The organism is Parageobacillus galactosidasius, assembly GCF_002217735.1.
Taxonomy (GTDB): Bacteria; Bacillota; Bacilli; order Bacillales; family Anoxybacillaceae; genus Parageobacillus_B; species Parageobacillus_B toebii.
Genome location: NZ_NDYL01000001.1, coordinates 662,245 through 684,097, shown reverse-complemented (window position 1 = coordinate 684,097; position 21,853 = coordinate 662,245). Strand labels below are relative to the sequence as shown.

The following is a 21,853-nucleotide window of genomic DNA, read 5'->3' as shown; positions in this document are numbered from 1 at the left end:
AAATTGATTTCTCTTGGATTTGTCACCGTCTATGATCAACAAGAAGTAAAGTATTCCACAGAAGTTGCCAAGCGGGCTGATCGTTATGGCATTACCGTATACCGCTTTACCCCTTTTGATATTGACCCGTTAACGGAAAAAGTGCGCGGCCTGCAATTTGATAACACCAAGCAATCATGGATAGAAAGCACTTTTGACATTCCCACCTTTTTATATGACCGTTGCTTTTATCGTGCGGATGACCGCTCGAAAAAAAGCAAACCGATCGTACAATGGTTAAAACATCGGCCAGATATTACATTTTTAGGACACGGATTCCCAAGCAAATGGGAATTGTACAAGAAGGTCATTGAACATCCATTGCTTTCCCCGTATATTCCCAAAACAGAACGTCTTCAATCCGCTATGGATGTACTGCACATGATCCAGAAAGAAAAAGCCGTCATTTGCAAGCCTGAACACGGCTCGCGCGGCAAGGGCATTTATGTCATAAAACAAATGAAGAACTTACTTCATATTTTAGATGCAAGTGGTCAAACAATTGCCCATATCAGACGAGAAAACGATTTGCAACGGTGGATTAATGATTTGCTTCAACACAACTCATACCTTATTCAGCCGTTTTTGCCGTTACAGACGAAGAAAAACGAGCCGTTCGATATCCGTTTTCTCTTCCAAAAAAACGAACGAGGCAAATGGAGCGAACGAGGCAGAGCGGTGCGAATCGGGCAGCCTGGAACAATGATTGCCAACGTCAGTGCCGGCGCTTCCATTTTCGATTTTTCGGAATGGATCAACCAAGTTTCTTCCCCACAACGCCTTTTTATTACCGATGGAATCGAAACGATTACAAACGTGTTGCCATCCTACTTGGAAGAGCAATTTGGCCCATTGTTTGAACTAGGTCTTGATCTCGGGATTACTGAGGAAGGCGCTGTATGGATCATTGATATGAATTCGAAGCCAGGCCGAAAAATTATTACTGCACTCACTCCTGAAAACTGTGACGTCTACGAAGCACCGCTTCGCTATTGTCTGTTTCTCGCAAACGAGGTGAATATCTCATGAAATATACATTAACGATACAAGAGGCGGAAGAAAATACGATTTATCTTCCGCCCGATATTTCGCTCTCCGGGCAAACGATGGCCGCGTTCGGAAGCATGTCCACCGCATGCTGCTTTGTTTCGTCCCCGGTTTTAGACAAACATATCGTTATCACAAACGATGTTGCCAAACGCTTACAAATCCCATTTTCTGCCGATATTCATCTATTTCTCACTGAAGACACCGTCCATCTTGGTCCGCTCATTGGCATTTTTACCGCAGGGTTTACGAAATCGCCGCTTCGTCCGGTGGGAAAACGGAGCTTTTTCTTTGCGAAACTGCTTTCACAAGAGAAAAAAGTCGGCGGATTTGCTTTTGTTTTTGGCGCTCATCATATTCATTGGGAGAAAGGAACGATAACGGGGTATTTTTATACAGAAAACGGTTGGGTCCAGCATGAAGTTCCGTTTCCTACCGTTATCTACAATCGCTTGCCAAACCGTCGAATTGAAAACGATGAAACATTTCAAGCAATTAAAGAAACATTAAAAAAAGAATACGGAATCCCTTGGTTTAACGAAAACTTTTTTAATAAATGGGAAATATACCGTCTGCTTGAAAAACATCCATTATCCAGGCCGTACCTTCCAAACACGTCTTTTTATCCTACGATCGAGACCGCCGATCAATTTTTAAAACGTTATGGCGAAGCATATTTAAAGCCCGCCAACGGCAGTCTCGGTTTAGGTATTTACCATCTTTTGAAGAAAAACACGAAGTATGAATGCCGATTTCGAGATGAACATGGAACTAACCGGTCGCAAACCTTTCCAACGTTATCATCTTTGTGGGAAAACGTTTTTTCACAAAAAAAATTAGATTCATATATTATCCAACAAGGGATTCGCCTCATGGAAGTCAACGGAAGAAAATTCGATTTTCGCGTTCATACAAATAAAAACGAAGAAGGGGTTTGGCAGGTGAGCGCGATCGCTGCAAAAATCGCAGAAAAAAGAAGCGTTACGACCCATATTAACAATGGGGGCATCGTAAAAACGATCGAAGAAATTTTCCCAGACCGAAGCACTCGCAACCATATCATAAGGCAACTTCATGACACCGCTCTTACCCTAAGCCGTTGTCTTGAGGAACAGCTTCAGATGAACATTGGTGAAATCGGATTTGATCTTGGAATCGACCAACAATATCGGATTTGGATGTTTGAAGCAAATTCGAAGCCGGGACGATGCATTTTTAAACATCCGAAGCTAAAGCGATATGATGAACTAACAGCGATGCTCTCTCTTGCGTACGCCGTTTATTTAAGTAAAAAAATAATTGATGAACCAGAGGCGTTATTCACATGACGATCATTTGCTACAATGAAAAAAAACAACAATGGTTTCATCAAGATGAAGGCCGTACCTACGTTTTTGGATACCAACATCCATTGTCTTTTTCTAACGAATTGCCGTCTTTTTCGTTTCACGTAAAAGAACAGCGGGGAAAAGTAGGACCGCTTGTCGGCATTATGATTAGCGAATCTTCCATTCCCGCTTTGTTAAAACGAAAAAAACGATATATCGAGCTGATCACCACTTCCTTGCAAGAAGCGGGAAGTATCGCTATCGTTTTACCATTTAGCTCTATCTATGAAAAATTCGTTCAAGGATATGTATTCGTTCGCGGCCTCGGACAGTGGGTGCCTGTTACCGCCCCTCTTCCCGACGTTTTTTACAACCGAATCAAAAGCAGATCAGAAGAAAAAACAGACGAATTCCAACGAATCATCGAATTTTTAAACAACCTTTGCATTCCATTTTTTAATCGTTCTTTTTTTACAAAGTGGGAATTATACGAGACATTACAAAAAAATGACCAATTGCGCCCGCATTTGCCAGCTACGCTTTTAGTTCATGATACGGACGATATACGAAAAATGCTGCAAATACACGGAAGTGTATACGTTAAACCAAACGAAGGAGCAAAAGGAAAAGGGCTGTTTCGCTTAACTTCTTCTCCTTTACAAACACACATCCTTTACGAACAAATAAATGTTCGAAAAACACTCACTTCCCTTGACGAACTCACTCCTCTTTTTTCATCGAAACGCTACATTGTCCAACAAACAATTGACGCTGATACATGGAAAGGAAATCGGTATGATTTGCGTGTTCTCGTTCATTATCACCACGGCGCTTATGCAATCAGCGGCATTGGTGTGCGGATGGCGCCAGCGCAACAACTGACAACACACGTCCTAAACGGCGGAAAACTTCTGCCGTATTCCGAAGTGAAACATCGGATCGATGAAGCCCTTTTATGTAACCTAATTTCCGAGTGCGGGAAAGAAATGAGCAAGCATTTCGGTTTTATTGGCGAGTTTTCCGCGGATATTGGCCTTAGCAAAGATGGACAATTGTACATGTACGAACTGAACGCCAAACCGATGATTTTCGACGAACCGGACATTCAACATCATGGTGCCAAACAGCTTATCTCCCTATTTGATGAACTAGCTGGTTTTTTATCATCGTAAAAAATAGCTGGCTATATTGAATGGCCTGCTGTAATGAGTGATCTGCCGCTTTTTGTGCAGCTCCCGATAACATCTCACTTGCTTTTCGACACAACATTCCTTTTTTTAATTCATTGGAACAAAGCGCATACAACAGTTCGGAAACCGAAGCTGTTACGATCTTTTCACTGTCGCTTTCTTCATATGCCCCGGCAAGTAAATAGTGAATATATTGCCATAGTTTATATTGACGTGTTATATCCTCTAAATACAGAATAAATTGTTGTTTCCACGTTTCATCGCTCACTATTTCTGCCATCTGTTCTGCTAGTTGCGTTGATGTTCTTGTTATGTACAGCAGTTGTTTCACCGTGCGTATCATTGTGTTCCCTCCTTGCTTGTCCTGCTTTTTGACATATATATGATGAATACGAATAATCTATGCTTTTATAATACAAACTACAAAAAACAAGGAGGGACGCATTATGACGGAACGAAACAAACGGAATTATCAAGATTCCCAATATGAAGGACGCGATGAACACTATATGGATATCGACCGTATGATCAATGAGGGATTGGCAGGGGGCTATGTCCATGGCCACGGTGATGCCGTAAACATCGAGGAAGCGCGCGACTTAGCAAAAGAAGAACCTCCTCATGAAACAACGTAGCCATTCAAAAACCGATTTTCCTTTTTATTGGGAAAATCGGTTTTTCTTTTTGTATAATAAGTGAAAGGAATCATTCAGATGTAGAAAGGAAACATCGCCATGCTCAAACAGCTAAAATCCTACTATAAGGATGCAATCGTCATTAATGAACAAGTAGCCGACACTGATGCATATGAATGGTTTTATACAAAAGATGGAGATAAAATCGGAATTTGCAAACAACGTCTATCGAAACAGGAAAAACAGCTATTATCGATTTTTCTCACGCCGATTCCCGATGTCAGCCGTACGATTAGCGATGAAGAAATGGCGTGGCATCGTTGGGTCACGCATGGAGATTCAACGTTGCTGCAGCATTTTTCCTCCCAGTCCCCGTATTATCGCTTTATTCATTTTTTCATAAAAGGTTCTGTTGTCAACAAAGATGATTTTTTCGATGTCATCAGCGGGTTGTTTTCCGAACATATTATTATCGTTTGGGAACACGACTACCGAGGTGTCATTATTGAAAAAAAACAAAAACCAACCCTAGATCCTTTGCCGTTTGCTGAAATTATTGATACATTATCTACCGATTTTTATATCACCATTCATCTATTTATCGGGCACATCCATCCATATGGTGACCATCTTTATGAATTATTTTGCCACGAAAAACAATGTTTCCAGCTAGCACAAACGTATATGCCAACACAAACGGTATATCAGATGGAAGATGTGATTCCGCTATTGCTTATCCATGGTTCCTCGGAACTTGAAATGATCAAGAAGTCGCTTCCTTTTCTCGAAACATTGGATGACGAGTCACTTCATATCATCAAAACGTTTTTTCAATGCAATCTAAACGTTTCCTTAGCGGCAAAAAAGTTATATATGCACCGCAACAGTTTACAATATCGCATTGATAAATTTATTGAAAAAACAGGAATCGATATTAAACATTTTAAAGGAGCTGTCGCTGTGTATTTAGCAATATTATTACAGCAATATGCGGACAATTGAACTACAGTAAAGCCAGGATCACCATACGAGGCAAGCGCATAGTCCATCTATTCGTCATCTTGCCTGAAATCTCCCTCTTTTTTTGTGCATGTTGTCCATTTACGAATTCTGCTATTTTCGGTACGCTTAAAGCAGTTGAAAACGTTTTCTAATAGGGGGGAGTGAGAATATGGCAGAGCTTCGTTTAGAGCACATTTATAAAATTTACGATAACAACGTAATCGCTGTAAAAGATTTTAACCTACATATTAAAGATAAGGAATTTATCGTCTTTGTCGGTCCATCCGGCTGCGGCAAATCGACAACATTGCGAATGATTGCCGGTCTTGAGGAAATTTCAAAAGGCGACTTATATATTGACGGCAAGCGCATGAATAATGTCGCGCCAAAAGACCGCGATATTGCGATGGTATTCCAAAACTACGCGCTTTATCCGCATATGAGCGTTTACGATAACATGGCGTTTGGCTTAAAATTACGGAAATTCCCAAAAGCAGAAATCGAACGCCGCGTCCGCGAAGCAGCGCGCATTCTTGGCCTTGAACAATACTTAGATCGCAAGCCAAAAGCGCTTTCTGGCGGCCAACGACAACGGGTGGCATTAGGACGCGCCATCGTCCGCGACGCAAAAGTATTTCTAATGGACGAACCGCTTTCGAACTTGGATGCAAAACTTCGTGTGCAAATGCGTTCCGAAATCGCTAAATTACATCAGCGTTTAGAAACAACAACGATTTACGTCACACACGATCAAACGGAAGCGATGACAATGGCAACACGGCTTGTTGTCATGAAAGATGGTGTCATCCAGCAAGTCGGCACACCGAGAGAAGTATATGAAAAACCAGAAAATATTTTCGTCGGTGGCTTTATCGGCTCTCCAGCGATGAACTTCTTAAAAGGAACATTGCAAGATGGCAAGTTTGTCATTGGTAATATTACTATTAGCGTTCCAGAAGGAAAAATGAAAGTGCTTCGTGACCAGGGCTATATTGGTAAAGAAGTCATTTTAGGCATTCGCCCAGAAGACATCCATGATGAACCACTCTTCCTTGAAGCATCGCCAAATACGAAAATTACCGCCCGCGTTGAGGTAGCCGAGCTGCTTGGTGCAGAATCGATGATTTATTCCAATATTAATGGACAAGAATTTGTCGCACGCATCGACGCCCGCACAGAAATCAAGCCAGGCCACCAATTAGACCTTGCCTTAGATATGAACAAAGCACACTTTTTCGATATCGAAACGGAAAAACGAATCCGTTCTGCGGATGAAAAATAACGATATCGTTCCCCAAAATATTGCACAGGCTCTAGCGATGATGCTAGAGCCTATTCTTTAATAAACCGCACTTCTTCGTGACAGCAATGCAGACAATAAAAAAGATGCACACATTCGTGCCGAATCAATGTCTTCGGATACCCATCGACCAATTTCATCATATCAATATCCATATACGGGCTGTAATCATCAAAATAATCCGTAATTTTTCCTTGATCCACCATTTGCTTCTGACAGCGCGAACAATGCACTGCCACATTACGTAATCCGTTGCATAGCGGGCAAATGTTCATGATGTTTCCTCCTACTAAAACAATACCTTATTTTACATATTCCCTAATATCCTCAACCATAAAACGTCAAAAATTACCATAAAAAAGAAATGAATAATGAAAGAAAAACGTCTCAAACTATTAGTACCATTAGCAAACAATATATTGGGTTCAGCCTAGTTTGGCGGCATGCTTATAACAGCATGCGTGCTGGTGCAAGTCCAGCGAACCCAGCCATTAAAACTTTAAACAAGGAGATGACCACAATGGCACGTAACAACAATTCTAACCAACTACTAGTCGCTGGTGCGCAACAAGCAATCGATCAAATGAAGTATGAAATCGCTCAAGAATTTGGTGTAAACCTTGGCCCTGACACAACTTCTCGCGCTAACGGTTCTGTTGGCGGCGAAATTACAAAACGCCTTGTAGCAATGGCGCAACAACAAATCGGCGGCCAATTCGGCACTCGCTAATAAAAACTTCATATACATGGCTTAAGCCCCAGGCGTCTTGCCTGGGGCTTTATCTTGTTACTCGATGAGTTGTAAAAATTGTTTTGTGCGCTCATGTTTCGGAGAAACGAGCAGCTGTTCCGGTGCTCCTCTTTCCACGATGATTCCCCCATCCATAAAAACCACTTCATCGGCTGCTTCTTTCGCAAACCTCATTTCATGAGTGACGACGATCATTGTCATTCCTTCATTCGCCAAACTTTTCATGACTTTCAGCACTTCACCGACAAGCTCCGGGTCTAACGCTGATGTTGGTTCGTCAAACAGCATGACTTCCGGTTCCATGGCGAGCGCCCGTGCGATCGCGACACGCTGCTGCTGCCCTCCAGACAGCTGAAATGGATAATGATTGGCTTTATCTTTCAGCCCCACTTTCTCCAACAATGCCATCGCTCTCTCGCGTACTCGCTCTTTCTTTTCGCGCTTGACCGTCACAGGTCCTTCCATGACGTTTTCAAGGGCGGTCATATGGGGGAACAAATTATAGCTTTGGAACACCATTCCTGTCAGTCGGCGAAATTCATGAATCTCCCGCTTCGTCACAGGCTTCGAAAAATCGAGCTGTCTATTCGCTATCGAAATTTTCCCTTTCGTCGGCGTCTCAAGCACGTTTAAACAACGCAAAAATGTCGTCTTCCCTGAGCCTGATGGACCGATAATGACCACTACTTTCCCTTTTTCCACCGTAAGATCGATTCCCTTTAATACTTCTACGTCTCCAAATTGCTTATATAAGCCTTGAACAGAAATCATCATCGTATCTCCTTATCGCTATCGTGCAATGTAACGATTTAAACGCTCTTCGATTCGGTTTTGCACAATTGATAGTAGAAAGCAAATAATCCAATAAATGATTGCCGCTTCAGTATATAACAACAAGAATTCGTAGTTCGTCGAGGCAATTTCTTGCGCTTTGCGAAACATTTCCGAAACGAGAATGAGCGATGCAAGCGATGTATCTTTGACTAAGCTGATAAACGTATTGGACAACGGTGGAATCGACACACGCGCTGCCTGTGGAAATATTACCCGGCGCAACGCTTGCCCCGATGTCATTCCTAACGAATACGCCGCTTCCCACTGCCCTTTCGGAATCGATAAGATAGCGGCGCGAATAATCTCTGAAGCATACGCGCCGACGTTTAACGAAAAACCAATGATCGCCGCAGAAAACGAAGGAATCGTAATGCCTATGTTCGGCAGGCCGTAAAAGATAATAAACAACTGGACAAGAAGCGGTGTTCCGCGAATGGCGGATACGTATATTCTCGCGATAATTTCTAATACTTTTACTCCGGAAATGCGCGCCAATGCCGTGGCAATCGCCAATATTAATCCAATAGTAAACGTAATAATCGTCAGTGGAATCGTATAATACAAAGCCCCCTTCACCAGCGGGAGAAGGGAACTCTGCGCGATAGATACTAATCGGTCTACCCGTTCAGGGTCTGCTAGCACATTATTTAGATACATCTTCACCAAACCATTTCTCGGAAATTTTTGCGTATGTGCCGTCTTTTTTCATGTCCTCTAACGCTTTATTCACAGCTTCCACTAACGTTTCGCTGCCTTTGCGGAACATAAATCCGCTTTGAGAAGCGTCCTTATGCTTTGCCACAATTTTAATTGGCGCGTTCGGCTTTTGTTTTAGGAAATCAAGAACGGATAGATTATCGTTAATGGTAACGTCCACCCTCTTGGAGCTTAACAATTCAACCGCTTGATTAAATCCTTCCACACCAACAATTTGAGCGCCATACGACCGCGCTAAATCCGCATAGTTGCTTGTCATCGATTGCGCTGCTTTTAGTCCTTTTATGTCTTCAAATTTAGATACTTTATTGTTATCTTTATGAACGACTAACACCGCCATAGAAGTAATGTACGGATCAGAAAAATCATATTTCTTTTGCCGGTCCCGGCGGATTCCGACTTCATTGGCAATCATGTCAAAACGTTTTGCGTCCAATCCCGCGAACATCGCATCCCACTGTGTTTCCATAAACACAGGCTTGACGCCGAGACGCTTCGCTACTTCTCTTGCCAAATCCACATCAAAACCGGTTAACTTTCCGCTTTTATCATGAAACGTAAACGGCGGATATGTTCCCTCTGTTCCAATGCGCAATTCCCCCGATTTTTTCACCTGCGCTAACAAGTCGGTTTCTTGCTTGCCCGACTTTTCCTTGGATTGCTGATTGCCGCATGCGGCCAACAACAAAATCGAAGCTGTCAACAAAAGAAGCAAACTTTTGAGAAAAAATCTTTTCATATATTTTTTTAACCTCCATCATTCCGATTGGTTTTTAGCGACATATGTCATAATAAAAAAGTTTGTATAAGATGTCAATAAAAGAGTATAAACGACAAAACAAAAAACGGAGCTTCTCGCTCCTTACATATTTTCCACTAACGGCGGCTCATTTAATGAAACAAGTACTTTCCTAATTCTGCGATTTTCGACTTGTCGTACGGTTAAAGTAAGCGGACCATAATGCAGCGTTTCGCCGACATTCGGCACGCGTTCAAACATTTCAAATATCCAACCGCCTAACGTATGGGAAGAGCTTTCCGGTGCATCAATTTTCATTATTTCGCAAAATTCATCAAGCGGAAGTTCAGCGTTAAATTCATAACTGTTTTCATCGATTTGTTGAATATTTTTTACCGCTTCATCATGCTCATCCCATATTTCTCCAACAATTTGTTCAATAATGTCTTCAAGCGTAATTAATCCTGCTGTTCCTCCAAACTCATCAATGACAATTGCCATATGCACTCTGCTTTTTTGAAGTTCCGGCAACAAATCAGAAATTTTCATTGATTCCACGACAAACAGCGGCTTGCGTAATAACGCGCGAATGTTTATATCTTTTTGTTGTACAAGCTCACTAAAAAAGTCCCTTTCAGATAAAATACCAATCACATTATCAATATCTTCCTCATACACCGGTATACGGGAGTACTTTTCTTCAAGAAAAACATCTCGAATTGCTTCGATCGGCTGATTTACTTCCACAGCGACCATATCTGACCGTGGCGTAAAAATTTCTCCAACTAAAATTTCATCAAAATCGAGCGAACGGTGAATTAATTCTTTTTCTTTGTTGTCAATAATGCCTTCTTCTTCACTTAAATCAATCATCACTTTAATTTCCTCTTCCGTTACTGCTGGAACAACCGTTCCATTCGTAAACCGTTTCGCTACGCTCTCTTTTACAGCGTTAAATAATGTCGTGATGGGTGAAAGCAGTTTCATCAATGCGTAAACAATTCCGGCATAACGAATCGATAGCGATTCCGCATGCTCTTTCGCAATCGATTTTGGCAAAATTTCACCGAAGATTAAAAGAAGCACGGTCATGACAATAATCGCAGCAATAAGACCTGCACGCTCCCCAAGCATCGTTGTCGCAATATCTGCTAAAAACGCAACGGCAACAATACTTGTGACTCTGTTTGCAACAAGCACCGTCAATAAGACGCGATCTAAGTTTTCCATAATGTAATTTACTCGCTTGCTGCCACGGTGATTTTCTTCCACATAATTTTTCAAGCGAATTTTATTCGCTGAAGAAAATGCGGCTTCCACCGAAGAAAAGAAGGCAACTAACACGATACAAAGAAAAAACCACCCTAACAGACTCAGAGGCAACTCTCCCAAAGAATCTTCACTCTCCTAAATAAAAAAACGTACTTTGTTAGTATTTTAGTATTATCCATTGTATTTATTACATTATATCAAATTTTTCACAAAAAGCCTATTCGCAAAACGCCTATCGTCTAAAATATAATAAAACTGCAGGATGATCCCTGCAGCTTTTTATGACTCGATGATGATTGAACCGATAAAATATATCAGCACAAGCAATGAAGCAATGTTTAACGTTACGGATAATTCCTCCATAAATGCCCCTCCTAACGATAATCATCCCCATTGTTATGTTAACACAATAATTTTCTCAATACGTAAGACATTTTATACAACTTTTTGACAAATCCATTTTTTCCCCTTGCATTTTATTGTCAACTACCCAACGGCTAAAGCCGTGGGCTTGCAACTAGCCTAATTGGCTGCCGCGTTCGGCTGGTTGACAGCAGCCCTGCGGATGTTTTCCGCAGCCACGTTGTCGGCAGGGGCAGCGTACCCACAAGCTCGACAACAAAACTGATCCCTTGACGGTCTGTTTCGACAAAACGAACCAAATTCCTGCTTGGGAATGAATTTTTTAAACAAAAGCAGAGAGCCAATCTATGACCCTCTGTTTCTACAAATCTCGACATATATCGGGGCGTGACAGGCACGCTGCACATGTAAAGCCCTATATGTATTTATGCACCGCCAACCTCTGTACTTTTAAACCGCCATATACACTTTGCCAGCTGTTGATACATACCTCCCAATACTACTTATGACCTCCCTCTATAAATGTTGATATATCAACGGTTGTAGCCGTTTCAGGGGTGTCAAAAAAATATTTTTCGACAAAGTTTCTAACATTATTTCTTAAATATGTGTATATCTTACATTGATGGGGTACGCTTCGCGGCCACTACTGGTTAAATTTGGTTGTAGTGGGGGAAGCGTATGGGATGCACCGTGGATCTCTGCATCGCTGATGATGACGAACCCTCCCATGTCTCTTGGCATCCTTGCGCCTACATTCCTTCGTTCGGTCTAGTCATCAGGCAGAGGCTGGCTAAGCTCCTTTAGGGACTCAAGGTCGAATGGATGATATCGCGCCAGCTTCTCCGTGTCATCCTTGTTGTCTAGAGAATCGAGACTATAGGCATCAAGCAGCCGTTTCGAGGCCAAAGATGTCCTCAAAGCCGCTGGATTTTCGTTTTGGAAAAGGTTCTGGAGCGAAAAGCAATCTCGCTAATATAGTTGCATGCTTGGTTAAACCGTTTCATTGTTTCCAGCAGCGCATGAAACTGTTCAAGAGTTGGCATTAATTTAATCTTGAGAGTGCAGAGCATTCTTGATTCACCTACCTTTCTAAATCCAGTGTACTTATATTGAACGAAAAAATTCAATATATACTGAAAATATAAACCCCACCTTCCTTCCACAGCTAAAGCAGTGGGCTTCCGGCGGATGTTCTCGTGAGAAAGGTAATACTTATTACTCTATTATAAAAAAGGCTAATCGACAATCCTTTTGGCAAAGCTACAAACACAAAAAGAGAGCTTCTCATAATAGAAGCTCCTAGCCTAAATAGCGATAATAAATCGTTTTTGCCTCTTGAATATCCTTTGTCCCATGAATGAGCGCGCGTCCGTCTTGAAAGACAACAAGCCGTCGCTCTCCAAGCGATACAGAGACAAGATACGGGTTGACATCTACGGGCAATCCTTGTTTGACAAATAATTCAGCCAGCTCTTGCAAGTTGTAGTTTCGAGGCGCAGCCGGGCGAATTTGTACGGAATTTCGTCCGCATAATACCGCTGTTTTTGTCTGTTGATCATAAGAAAGGTACGGATACGATGGATGAGTGCCGCAAGTAGGGCAATCTTCTTTTTTCACTTGATCAATGCGAATCGCCGTATGCTGATTTTTCCATAAATCAAACGACACAAGTTTATTGCGCAGCGCCGCCCAATCTTCAACAAGAATTTTTAATGCTTCCGTTACTTGATAGGCGACGACCATTTGCACAGCAGGGCTGATAATTCCTGCTGTATCACATGTCAAACCGCCTACTGGCACCGTTTCGAGCAGACAGTGAAAACATGGGGTCTTCCCTGGGATAAACGCGTAACTAATGCCATAGCTTCCGACACACGCGCCGTGAATCCACGGGATGCGATATTTATACGCAGCATCGTTAATAATCATACGTATATCAAAATTATCTGTCGCATCAATCAAAAGGTCGGGCTTTCGCTCTGCAATAAGCTCTTCAAGCTCTTGTGCCGTTACATCGCCGACGATGGCATCAATTGCGACATCAGAATTTACCTCTTCAAGCCGCCGCTTTGCAGCAATTGCTTTTGGGATACATTCTTTTGCGTCCGCTTCGCTATATAATTGCTGACGTTGCAAATTGCTCCATTCGACATAATCGCGGTCAACAATGGTGACTTTGCCAACGCCTGCCCGCACAAGCGCCTCTGCATTTCCTGTTCCTAGCGCACCCGCACCAATAATGAGCACATGTTTCCGCATAATCTTTTTTTGTCCTTCTGCGCCAATTGGCGCAAATAACTCTTGTCGAGAATACCGTTCAATCAAACAACACTCATTCCTTCCATTGGACTGCTTGCTGTTGCGTACCGTTTTTTAGGAATTCTGCCTGCCTCATAGCCAAGACGTCCGGCTTCCACAGCAAGTTTCATCGCTTTTGCCATTTTAACCGGATCGGCTGCACCAGAAACAGCAGTGTTTAACAACACACCATCAGCCCCTAGCTCCATTGCAAACGCCGCGTCCGCCGGGCTGCCAATTCCAGCATCAACAATCACCGGGACAGTTGCCTGTTCAATAATTAAGCTTAAGTTTAACGGATTGACAATGCCTTGTCCGGAACCGATCGGCGAAGCCCCCGGCATAACCGCATGACAGCCAAGCTCTTGCAGACGTTTTGCGAGCACAACATCATCAGAAGTATATGGAAGAACGATAAATCCTTCTTCCAACAATATCTCTGTTGCCTTTAACGTCTCCACTGGGTCTGGAAGCAATGTTTTCTCACAGCCGATCACTTCTACTTTTATCATATCACATAATCCCGACGCTTTGGCGAGCCGAGCGATTCGCACTGCTTCCTCCGCCGTTTTCGCCCCCGCTGTATTTGGAAGAAGTTTATATTTTGTAAGATCTAAATTTTCCAAAAAATTAGGCTGGTTTGGTTCAAAAATGTTCATGCGTCGAACAGCAAACGTTAAAATTTCCGCACCTGACACTTCCACTGCTTGCTTTTGTACTTCCAAGTCTGGATATTTTCCTGTTCCTAGCAACAATCTTGATTGAAATTCATATGGCCCGATTTTTAACATATCAACCGCCTCCTACAAAATGAACGATTTCTACTTTATCGCCATTACATAATGTTGTTGTTTCATATTGCTGTTTTGGGATAATCGTTAAATTTACTTCGACAATCGCAATTTTATTGTTTAACTGAAAATGGGCAAGCAAATCGCTAACCGTTTTCACTTCATCTGGAACATGAATCGATTCGCCGTTAATAATGAGTTCCATCACTTCCCCACCTTTGCTTGATGTCTTGTAAGTGAAAATGGAGCAAGGTCGACCTCGCTTCCTTTTCCTTCAATGAGATCGGCTAATAATACGCCGGTGATCGGACTTAACAAAATTCCGTTCCGGTAATGACCTGTCGCGATCCATACATTCGGATAGCACGGATGCTCCCCTATGTATGGCAAGCCATCGCTCGTTTGCGGACGGATGCCGCTCCACGCTTTTTCCCATTCCGCATTTTTCATTTCTGGAAGAAGATGATGCGCACGTTCAAGCAAACTCATGATTCCATGAATCGATACTTTTCGGTCAAATGTGTGCGGTGTCGAAGTTGCCCCTATCAACAGGCGATTTCCTCGTTTTGGAACGATATAACAACCGTTTTTCGCAAATAAGGTCGCTTGAATTAACGGTTTTTCTGTTTTTACAAGAAGACATTCCCCTTTGACTGGATACATCGGCAACGATATGCCCGTTTTGGCAAGAACACGCGAAGACCATGCTCCTGCCGCAATAACCACAACATCGGCTGCGATCGTTCCATGATTGGTGCGAATCATGTATGAATGATTTGCTTGTTGTAAATCGATGACTTCCGTATACTCATGCCACTTTGCTCCATAGGCAATCGAGGCATTCGCAAAAGCGGCAGCGAAATCAGAAGCGCTCACTTGTCCGTCTGATGGGATGTACATCGCGCCCGCTAAATCGCGGGAAACATTCGGCTCTATTTCCGCTGCCTCATCCATCGACAGCCAGCGTACTGGATAATCGGTATGCTGCCAAAATTCGTAATGGCGACGGAGGGCCGCCGCTTCTTCCTCGGTCACCGCCACTTTCAACATGCCTTTCTGTACAAGCCCAATGTCGATTCCGGTGAGTTCCTTTAATTCCTTCGCAAGTTCAGGAACCATCTCCCTGCTTTTGAGAGCGAGAGGAATAAGCGGACTCTCTTCGGAAAATTCAGACTGCGCTCCAAGCATTCCTGCCGCCGCGCTTGATGATTGGCTCGCAATCCGCCCTTTTTCAAGCACACCGACGCGAAAATGACGTTTCGCCAGCTGAAAAGCAATAGAAGCGCCAATAATTCCGCCGCCGACAATCACAACGTCGTAATGGTAACGTTCCATTTAAATCCCCTCTTCCCTTTTCTGCTAACGATTTCTTCCTCGTTCATGCCATTTTCTCTATAATTTTTTTAAGTTTCTTTGCTTCGCCAACAGGATCTTCAGCAAAAAATACTGCTGACATGACGGCAATCCCGTGCGCACCAGCTTTCAGTACTTGTTCTGCATTATTGGAATGGATGCCGCCAATCGCGATAACAGGAATATTCACGTGATTGACGACACTTCGCAATGATTCTATTCCGCGCGGCGGTACCCCTACTTTGCTTCCAGTAGCAAAAACGTGGCCGTATATACAATAATCAGCACCGCTTTCTTCCGCTTCCATCGCTTCCGCGATCGAATGAACCGAACAACCGATAGACAACGAAGGAAAATGATGTTTTACTTTCCGCACAGACAAACTATGGTGCGCAAGCTGGACTCCTTTTACTCCAAAAACCACCGCCACATCAATTCGGTCGTTCACGATGATTTTTCTAGGCGGCACTCCTTGCTTGATTAACGCTGTAAGAAACTCGGAAATTTCCCTTGCTGTTTTCATTTTTTCCCGCACATGAATCGCGTCTACATATGGATGAACGCGGGCGCAAATCGCAACGAACTGGTCTAAAGGCTGTTTTCCTGTTGAAATGATATGAAGTTGTCTTTCCATTCTGATCCCTTGCTTTCTACCGCACATCTTCCACCGGAATGTACGGATAATAAATCCCGGCGTAATAAGCCGCTGCTGTCACCACAATCAAAACAGCAACAAGGACGATATCATATTTACTAAACCCGATTTCATAATAAAACGTACGCTCTGCGCTGTTGGAAAAACGCTTTGCTTCCATCGCAACAGCGATGCGCTGGGCACGGCGGATGCTTTGTGATAAAAGCGGAATCGCATACCGCTTCATTTTTTCGAACAATCCGTTATGGACAACCCCTCGTACTTTTAACGCGTTTCTTACAGTTTGAAATTCCTCGATCATAATCGGAATTAAGCGAACGCCTGCTAAAAAGCTGTAAGCGTATTTTGGCTTTAATTTTAACTGCTGCATCAGCGAATAAAATAAGCGGACCGGTCTTGTCGTTAGGGAAAACAAAAGCCCAAGGAGCGCGAACGAAAGCGCTCGAAATCCAAGATGCATTCCGCGCAAAAAGCTTTCTTCCGTCACATGGATAAGCCCCCAGCGAAACCATGTCGTCGAACCTTCACCAAACAAAATCATCGATGACGCGGTCGACACAAATACAAGAAAAAACGGCAAAAACAATAGCAGCAAAAACCTCCATGGATAGCCGGTATACAGTATAAATAACAAGAGAAGACCGAACGAAAAATTGATTAAAACATTTGGGTTGTGTACGAATAAAACAACGATAAACAACAAAATGAGCACCATAAGTTTTAAGCTCGGATTCGTATGATGCAACCATGTTTCTCGATAATGAATGTTCCATTTCATCATCTATACCTCCCTACACGGACAGCACAGCCGCTTTGGATGGATGAGGAGAAATCCGTTCATCTTTCACCAGCTGCCCGTCTTCAATCACCCATCTTCTTGTGGCAAAATATTTGACAATGTTCTCATCATGGGTGACCATCATAATCGTTGCTCCTTGCTCGCGATACGATTCCAATAACTCAAGCAGCGCAAACGTATTTTTTGCATCTTGCCCAAACGTTGGTTCATCGAGCAGGAAAATTTGCTGTCCGCTTACGATCGATGCAGCCACACTTAAACGACGCTTTTGTCCCATGGAAAGTTGGTATGGATGCTGATTTTGCTGTTTTCGAAGGTGGAATCTCTGCAGAAATTGTTCGACCGTTTCCGTAATTTCCGCTTCTTCTCGTTTTTCTAAACGAAGCGAATAAGCAATCTCCTCTCGTACAGAATTAGTAACAAACTGAAATTCCGGATTTTGGAAGACAAATGCAATCAAACGATGAAGCTGTTTTAACTGCTTGCTGTCTTTTCCGTATAACTCATACGTCCCGTCTGTGCGAATGAGCTTCATCAGCGCATGCAAGAGCGTACTTTTCCCAGCGCCGTTTTTGCCGGTAATGGCAATCCATTCTCCTGCGCATACGGTCGCTTCTTCCACGCGTATTTTGACATCGCGCAGGCGATAGCCTTGGAACTCGCGAAGGCGGATAATTTCCTCTTGGCGAACATTCACTCGCTGGCGTTGCCGCTTCGCTATATATTCATCCCATACACCGGGATACCAAATTCCTTGTGAAGCAATGATATCTTTGTAATCGGAAAACACCGTTTGCGCTTTATCATCAGCAATGATCTCGCCGTTATCATTAAATAAAATAATCCGATCGACAAAATCGAGTATATGATCGATTTTATGTTCGACAATGATGACCGTTTTATCATGGGCAATTTGTTTCACCGTCCGCCAAATCGCTTCCGTTCCTTCTTCATCAATCATTGCCGTTGGTTCATCCAAAAACAGTACATCTGGATCTAACGCCAATACGGAAGCAAGGGCGAGCCGTTGCTTCATTCCTCCCGATAGTGTATGAATATCGGTATGCGGCTCTACAAAAAGACCAACTGTCTCTAGCAGCTTCTCGATCCGCTCTTTCATCTCTTCGCGCGGCACACCGATATTTTCGAGCGCAAAGGCGATTTCTTCATCGACAAACGGCATGCAAAATTGCGAATCGGGATCTTGGAAGACGTAGCCCCAATTATCGGGAAGCTGCACTCGCTCTGCTTTCATCGGAATATCGATCGAATGCGGAATCAAGCCCGACAGCACTTGCAACAATGTTGATTTTCCGCATCCGGATGGACCGAGCAACAACACTTTTTCTCCTTCGTAAAACGTGATCGATAAATCTTTAAATAACAATGTATCTTTTCCAGGAAATTTCAAGCGCAGCCGTTCAACAGATGCTATCGGTTTCATCGGTTCACACGCCACCTTTTTTAACGATCAAGCGCATCGTAATCTTCTTTCGAAGCCGGGCGCAACATTTGCGTCACACCAGTTTTTTCTAACGCTTTTACTAAAGAAACGGCAAAAACACCGGCAATCACCACTGCGCCAATAAAGCGGGCAATAAGGAATAATGCCAAGTTCCAAGGAGCCAGCGATTCAATATACCCTTTATAAAAATCCATCACAAGCGAGCCAATCGTCGCACCAATCGCCCCTAACGACACGACCAATGCGTCAAACCGTTTATAACGGAACGCAGCAAACACCACTTCCGCCAAAAGCCCTTGAACGACTCCGTAAATAAGCACCTCTAGCCCCCACTCTGAGCCCATAATAAATTCTCCAGAAGAAGCAGCAATTTCCGCTAACAGCGCAACACCTGGCTTGCGGATCAGCAAATATGCCACCGATGCGGCGATAAACCACATGCCGTAAATCAATTGATCAACATGAAACCCAAATGGCTTAACAAAGTAATAGAGAGGTCCCCAAATTTTATAAATGATCCCAAAAACGACAGAAATCACGATTGTCGTTAAAATATCAACGAGCTTCAATCCTTTAGTTGCTGACATGTTCTTTGATCTCCTTTCTTGCTGATGGCCATGTTTCTAAGCGATATGCCATCTCCCAAAATTCGTATTCATATTCACTGCTAATAAGAAAATGCTGTTCCATCCGTTTGCGATCGGATTCGGTGACTGCTTCCGCAATCGCATCCAAACGGGCGATTTGTTCTTCTACTAAGCTGCGAAACCATTCGGAGCTATATGTTCCAATCCATTTCTGATAGATCGGCTCTTTCGGCTTGCAGTCCTTTAGCCTCTCGCCAATCTCATAATAAAGCCAGTAGCACGGCAAAATCGCTGCAATCACATCACCTAAATGCCCTTCGTACGCAGCCCGGTACATATGCGACGTATACGCGTATGCGGTCGGCGCAGGAATAAATGACGCTTTTTCTTCCTCCGTGATCCCAAGCAGCTCGGAAAACGTTTCATGCAAAGATAATTCTGCTTCACATGTGCTTTGGGCATGATGCGCCATGCTCGCGATTGTCTTTGCATCTGGAGACTTCGCTGCCCCAATTGCCTGGACTCTCGCAAAATGGTGCAAATAATACTCATCTTGCATCACATAATAGCGAAAACGAGTAAGGTCTAGCGTTCCTTCCCCTAACTCTCTCACAAAAGGATGGCGAAAGCTTGCCTGCCAGATCGGATCGGCCTTTTTCCGCAATTCCATCGCAAATGACATCTTTATCTCTCCCCCCTCTTTTTATAAAAAATAAACACCACTTCCTTTACGATGCGTAAAGAAAGTGGTGTTGCACACATAGTCGTCGAAAAAACACAGAAAAACCCACGACTGCGCCACTCCACTTCCCTACGCTGGTATTACCCAGATCAGGTTCTAAGGGTCTCAAAGGCACACTTTGATCTCAGCCTTTCTAAAGGCCCCCCTAGTGGATTGCGTCCAATATAAAAAATTTTCCCTTGTTTGAATTTATCATATCACGGTAAATATCATTGTCAACCCTTTTTTTACTATTCCACGATGACTGCTGTACCGTATGCCAAGATTTCCGACGTATTCGCCATAATTGCCGCTGTAGCGACTCTTACGCCGATTACCGCATTTGCTCCTTGGCGTTTCGCCTCGTTTATCATGCGTTCAATCGCAATTTTTCTCGCTTCGTCCATCATTTCGGTATACGCCTTGATTTCTCCGCCGACAATCGTTTTCAGACCAGCCATAATGTCTTTGCCGATATGTTTTGACTGTACCGTATTTCCTTGTACAAATCCGATATACTCTTTTATTTGTTTTCCTGGTACATAGTCCGTCGTTGCGATAATCATCACAATCCCTCTTTTCTTTTCATCTATGCTTATCGTTATTCTGTTTAGAAGAAAATAGTCCTGCCAAATGTCGACAAACTTGCCTGCGTTGCGTCTTTGTCCGCAATTCTGTATCATAGAAAAAGCAAACGACTATATCATAATGGAGTGGAGAACGTGGCAAACGTATTTTTAAAACGAAAGCGAAAAAAACGGCTGGAACAAGGACATCCATGGATTTTCCAAAGCGAAGTCGATTATATTGAAGGAGACTTTGAACCAGGCGATTTTGTGGACGTATATAATCATCAACGCTACTTTTTGGCAAAGGGCTATATTAACCCGAAATCGCAAATCATTGTGCGCGTTTTGACGCAAAATCCTGATGAAGAGCTAAATGAACAATTTTTTGTCGACCGAATCCGCAAAGCATGGGAATATCGTGAGCGAATGATTCCCGGCGTTCGCTCATGCCGCGCTATTTACGGTGAAGCTGACTTTTTACCGGGGCTGATCGTCGATAAATACGAAGACGTGCTTGTCGTTCAAATTCTTTCCCTCGGGATGGAAAAACGGAAAGACTGGATTTTGCGCGGTTTGCTTGAAGTATTTAAGCCAAAAGCGATTTATTTGCGCAATGACGTGTATGTCCGCGAGCTAGAAGGGCTAGAGCAAGAAAAAGGCTTTTGGTATGGCCAGTCGGAAACGGAAGTGCTGATTGAAGAAAACGGCGTCAAATATATCGTCGACATTGAAAACGGGCAAAAGACGGGATTTTTCTTCGACCAAAGACAAAACCGAGCGGCGATTAAACCGCTCATTAACAGCGATACAACAGTGCTCGACTGTTTTACCCATACTGGCTCGTTTATGCTCAATGCGTGCTTATATGGTGCGAAACACGTCACTGCGGTCGATATTTCCGAACACGCCATTGAAACAGCAAAACGCAACGCCGCACTCAATGGCTTTACCAACGTCGATTTTGTCGTCGCCAATGCATTCGATTATTTGCGCGAAGCGGTTCGCGATGGAAAGAAATGGGACGTTGTCATCATTGACCCGCCAGCGTTTGCGAAATCAGCTCAAGCCGTTCCGAAAGCGCTGCGCGGCTATAAAGACATTAACTTAAACGGCTTAAAGCTTGTCAAAGATGGCGGCTTTTTCGTCACAGCGAGCTGCTCGTACCATGTTCACGCTGATTTGTTCCAAGCGATGATCGAAGAAGCGGCGTTTGATGCGAAGAAAATTTTGCGGCAAGTGTACTGGAGCGGCGCCGGCTACGATCATCCAAAGCTGCTTGCTGCCGATGAAGGCGACTATTTAAAATTTGCCATTTATGAAGTGCATTCGCGCAGATAGCTAAATGGTTCCATTTTCTAAACAAAAAAACGCTTAGGACTGTCATACAGTCCTAAG

Annotated in this window: 24 protein-coding genes, 2 pseudogenes and 1 riboswitch; of the genes and pseudogenes, 8 read left to right on the top strand and 18 right to left on the bottom strand. The window is 43.3% G+C overall.

Annotation, left to right across the window (positions count from 1 at the left end; all coding sequences use genetic code 11):
- Positions 1-3: 3 nt before the first annotated feature.
- The 3 genes from B9L23_RS03705 to B9L23_RS03695 are packed head-to-tail and all read left to right on the top strand — an operon-like array spanning position 4 to position 3,586.
- Positions 4-1,068, top strand: a complete 1,065-nt coding sequence (locus B9L23_RS03705) for a YheC/YheD family endospore coat-associated protein (protein WP_012749323.1) — start codon at positions 4-6, stop codon at positions 1,066-1,068.
- Complete coding sequence (locus B9L23_RS03700; protein WP_062753925.1) at positions 1,065-2,414, top strand: YheC/YheD family endospore coat-associated protein; 1,350 nt, start codon at positions 1,065-1,067, stop codon at positions 2,412-2,414. Before B9L23_RS03705 ends, B9L23_RS03700 begins: the two co-directional genes overlap by 4 nt.
- The gene (locus tag B9L23_RS03695; RefSeq protein WP_081188649.1) at positions 2,411-3,586 is read left to right on the top strand and encodes a YheC/YheD family endospore coat-associated protein; all 1,176 of its coding nucleotides are present in this window, start codon (positions 2,411-2,413) and stop codon (positions 3,584-3,586) included. The genes B9L23_RS03700 and B9L23_RS03695 overlap by 4 nt, the downstream gene beginning before the upstream one ends.
- Here the strand turns inward: B9L23_RS03695 and B9L23_RS03690 are convergent.
- Positions 3,543-3,947: a hypothetical protein gene (locus tag B9L23_RS03690; RefSeq protein ID WP_012749320.1), complete on the bottom strand. Its 405-nt coding sequence runs from the start codon at positions 3,945-3,947 to the stop codon at positions 3,543-3,545. The two genes, B9L23_RS03695 and B9L23_RS03690, sit on opposite strands and share 44 nt — an antisense overlap.
- A gap of 103 nt (positions 3,948-4,050) precedes the next feature.
- Between B9L23_RS03690 and B9L23_RS03685 the strand changes: the two genes are divergently transcribed.
- The 3 genes from B9L23_RS03685 (at position 4,051) to B9L23_RS03675 (ending at position 6,523) form a co-directional block, all read left to right on the top strand.
- Positions 4,051-4,239 (top strand): hypothetical protein, encoded by a 189-nt coding sequence (locus B9L23_RS03685; protein WP_012749319.1) that lies wholly within the window; start codon positions 4,051-4,053, stop codon positions 4,237-4,239.
- 99 nt (positions 4,240-4,338) lie between these two features.
- The gene (locus tag B9L23_RS03680; protein ID WP_081188650.1) at positions 4,339-5,241 is read left to right on the top strand and encodes a PucR family transcriptional regulator; all 903 of its coding nucleotides are present in this window, start codon (positions 4,339-4,341) and stop codon (positions 5,239-5,241) included.
- A gap of 169 nt (positions 5,242-5,410) precedes the next feature.
- Positions 5,411-6,523: an ABC transporter ATP-binding protein gene (locus B9L23_RS03675; RefSeq protein WP_081188651.1), complete on the top strand. Its 1,113-nt coding sequence runs from the start codon at positions 5,411-5,413 to the stop codon at positions 6,521-6,523.
- A gap of 50 nt (positions 6,524-6,573) precedes the next feature.
- On the opposite strand, the gene B9L23_RS03670 is transcribed toward B9L23_RS03675, so the two are convergent.
- Positions 6,574-6,816, bottom strand: a complete 243-nt coding sequence (locus B9L23_RS03670; protein ID WP_062753933.1) for a hypothetical protein — start codon at positions 6,814-6,816, stop codon at positions 6,574-6,576.
- A 245-nt stretch (positions 6,817-7,061) separates the two neighbouring features.
- Between B9L23_RS03670 and B9L23_RS03665 the strand changes: the two genes are divergently transcribed.
- Entirely contained in the window at positions 7,062-7,271 is a 210-nt protein-coding gene (locus B9L23_RS03665) for an alpha/beta-type small acid-soluble spore protein (protein ID WP_062679188.1), read from the top strand.
- A gap of 57 nt (positions 7,272-7,328) precedes the next feature.
- Here the strand turns inward: B9L23_RS03665 and B9L23_RS03660 are convergent, their stop codons facing one another.
- The 16 genes and pseudogenes from B9L23_RS03660 to B9L23_RS03595 form a co-directional block, all read right to left on the bottom strand.
- On the bottom strand, positions 7,329-8,063 hold the full coding sequence (locus B9L23_RS03660) for an amino acid ABC transporter ATP-binding protein (RefSeq protein ID WP_081188652.1): 735 nt from the start codon (positions 8,061-8,063) through the stop codon (positions 7,329-7,331).
- A gap of 18 nt (positions 8,064-8,081) precedes the next feature.
- Positions 8,082-8,783 (bottom strand): amino acid ABC transporter permease, encoded by a 702-nt coding sequence (locus B9L23_RS03655; protein ID WP_089096898.1) that lies wholly within the window; start codon positions 8,781-8,783, stop codon positions 8,082-8,084.
- Entirely contained in the window at positions 8,770-9,582 is an 813-nt protein-coding gene (locus B9L23_RS03650; RefSeq protein WP_081188654.1) for an amino acid ABC transporter substrate-binding protein, read from the bottom strand. Before B9L23_RS03650 ends, B9L23_RS03655 begins: the two co-directional genes overlap by 14 nt.
- 123 nt (positions 9,583-9,705) lie before the next feature.
- Entirely contained in the window at positions 9,706-10,974 is a 1,269-nt protein-coding gene (locus B9L23_RS03645) for a hemolysin family protein (protein WP_012749314.1), read from the bottom strand.
- A 402-nt stretch (positions 10,975-11,376) separates the two neighbouring features.
- Positions 11,377-11,499, bottom strand: a pseudogene (locus tag B9L23_RS19845) (RNA-guided endonuclease TnpB family protein); the annotation flags it as partial.
- A 638-nt stretch (positions 11,500-12,137) separates the two neighbouring features.
- Positions 12,138-12,290, bottom strand: a pseudogene (locus B9L23_RS19840) (RNA-guided endonuclease TnpB family protein); the annotation flags it as partial.
- Positions 12,291-12,519: 229 nt separating this feature from the next.
- The gene (locus B9L23_RS03640; protein WP_012749313.1) at positions 12,520-13,545 is read right to left on the bottom strand and encodes a thiazole biosynthesis adenylyltransferase ThiF; all 1,026 of its coding nucleotides are present in this window, start codon (positions 13,543-13,545) and stop codon (positions 12,520-12,522) included.
- On the bottom strand, positions 13,542-14,309 hold the full coding sequence (locus B9L23_RS03635) for a thiazole synthase (RefSeq protein WP_012749312.1): 768 nt from the start codon (positions 14,307-14,309) through the stop codon (positions 13,542-13,544). Before B9L23_RS03635 ends, B9L23_RS03640 begins: the two co-directional genes overlap by 4 nt.
- A 1-nt stretch (position 14,310) precedes the next feature.
- Entirely contained in the window at positions 14,311-14,514 is a 204-nt protein-coding gene (gene thiS, locus B9L23_RS03630; RefSeq protein WP_012749311.1) for a sulfur carrier protein ThiS, read from the bottom strand.
- The gene (thiO, locus tag B9L23_RS03625; RefSeq protein ID WP_089096897.1) at positions 14,514-15,644 is read right to left on the bottom strand and encodes a glycine oxidase ThiO; all 1,131 of its coding nucleotides are present in this window, start codon (positions 15,642-15,644) and stop codon (positions 14,514-14,516) included. The genes thiS and thiO overlap by 1 nt, the downstream gene beginning before the upstream one ends.
- 43 nt (positions 15,645-15,687) lie before the next feature.
- Entirely contained in the window at positions 15,688-16,296 is a 609-nt protein-coding gene (gene tenI / locus B9L23_RS03620) for a thiazole tautomerase TenI (protein ID WP_089096896.1), read from the bottom strand.
- Positions 16,297-16,312: 16 nt separating this feature from the next.
- Complete coding sequence (locus B9L23_RS03615) at positions 16,313-17,095, bottom strand: energy-coupling factor transporter transmembrane component T family protein (protein ID WP_089096895.1); 783 nt, start codon at positions 17,093-17,095, stop codon at positions 16,313-16,315.
- 13 nt (positions 17,096-17,108) lie between these two features.
- Complete coding sequence (locus B9L23_RS03610) at positions 17,109-18,560, bottom strand: ABC transporter ATP-binding protein (protein ID WP_081188657.1); 1,452 nt, start codon at positions 18,558-18,560, stop codon at positions 17,109-17,111.
- A 20-nt stretch (positions 18,561-18,580) separates the two neighbouring features.
- Complete coding sequence (locus B9L23_RS03605; protein WP_089096894.1) at positions 18,581-19,168, bottom strand: ECF transporter S component; 588 nt, start codon at positions 19,166-19,168, stop codon at positions 18,581-18,583.
- Complete coding sequence (tenA, locus tag B9L23_RS03600) at positions 19,155-19,850, bottom strand: thiaminase II (protein WP_081188659.1); 696 nt, start codon at positions 19,848-19,850, stop codon at positions 19,155-19,157. Before tenA ends, B9L23_RS03605 begins: the two co-directional genes overlap by 14 nt.
- A gap of 109 nt (positions 19,851-19,959) precedes the next feature.
- Positions 19,960-20,067: riboswitch (TPP riboswitch) on the bottom strand.
- A gap of 73 nt (positions 20,068-20,140) precedes the next feature.
- Complete coding sequence (locus B9L23_RS03595) at positions 20,141-20,455, bottom strand: YbjQ family protein (protein ID WP_062753956.1); 315 nt, start codon at positions 20,453-20,455, stop codon at positions 20,141-20,143.
- A 156-nt stretch (positions 20,456-20,611) separates the two neighbouring features.
- Here B9L23_RS03595 and B9L23_RS03590 point away from each other — a divergent pair, with 156 nt between their 5' ends.
- Positions 20,612-21,796, top strand: a complete 1,185-nt coding sequence (locus tag B9L23_RS03590; RefSeq protein ID WP_062679179.1) for a class I SAM-dependent rRNA methyltransferase — start codon at positions 20,612-20,614, stop codon at positions 21,794-21,796.
- Positions 21,797-21,853: the final 57 nt, after the last annotated feature.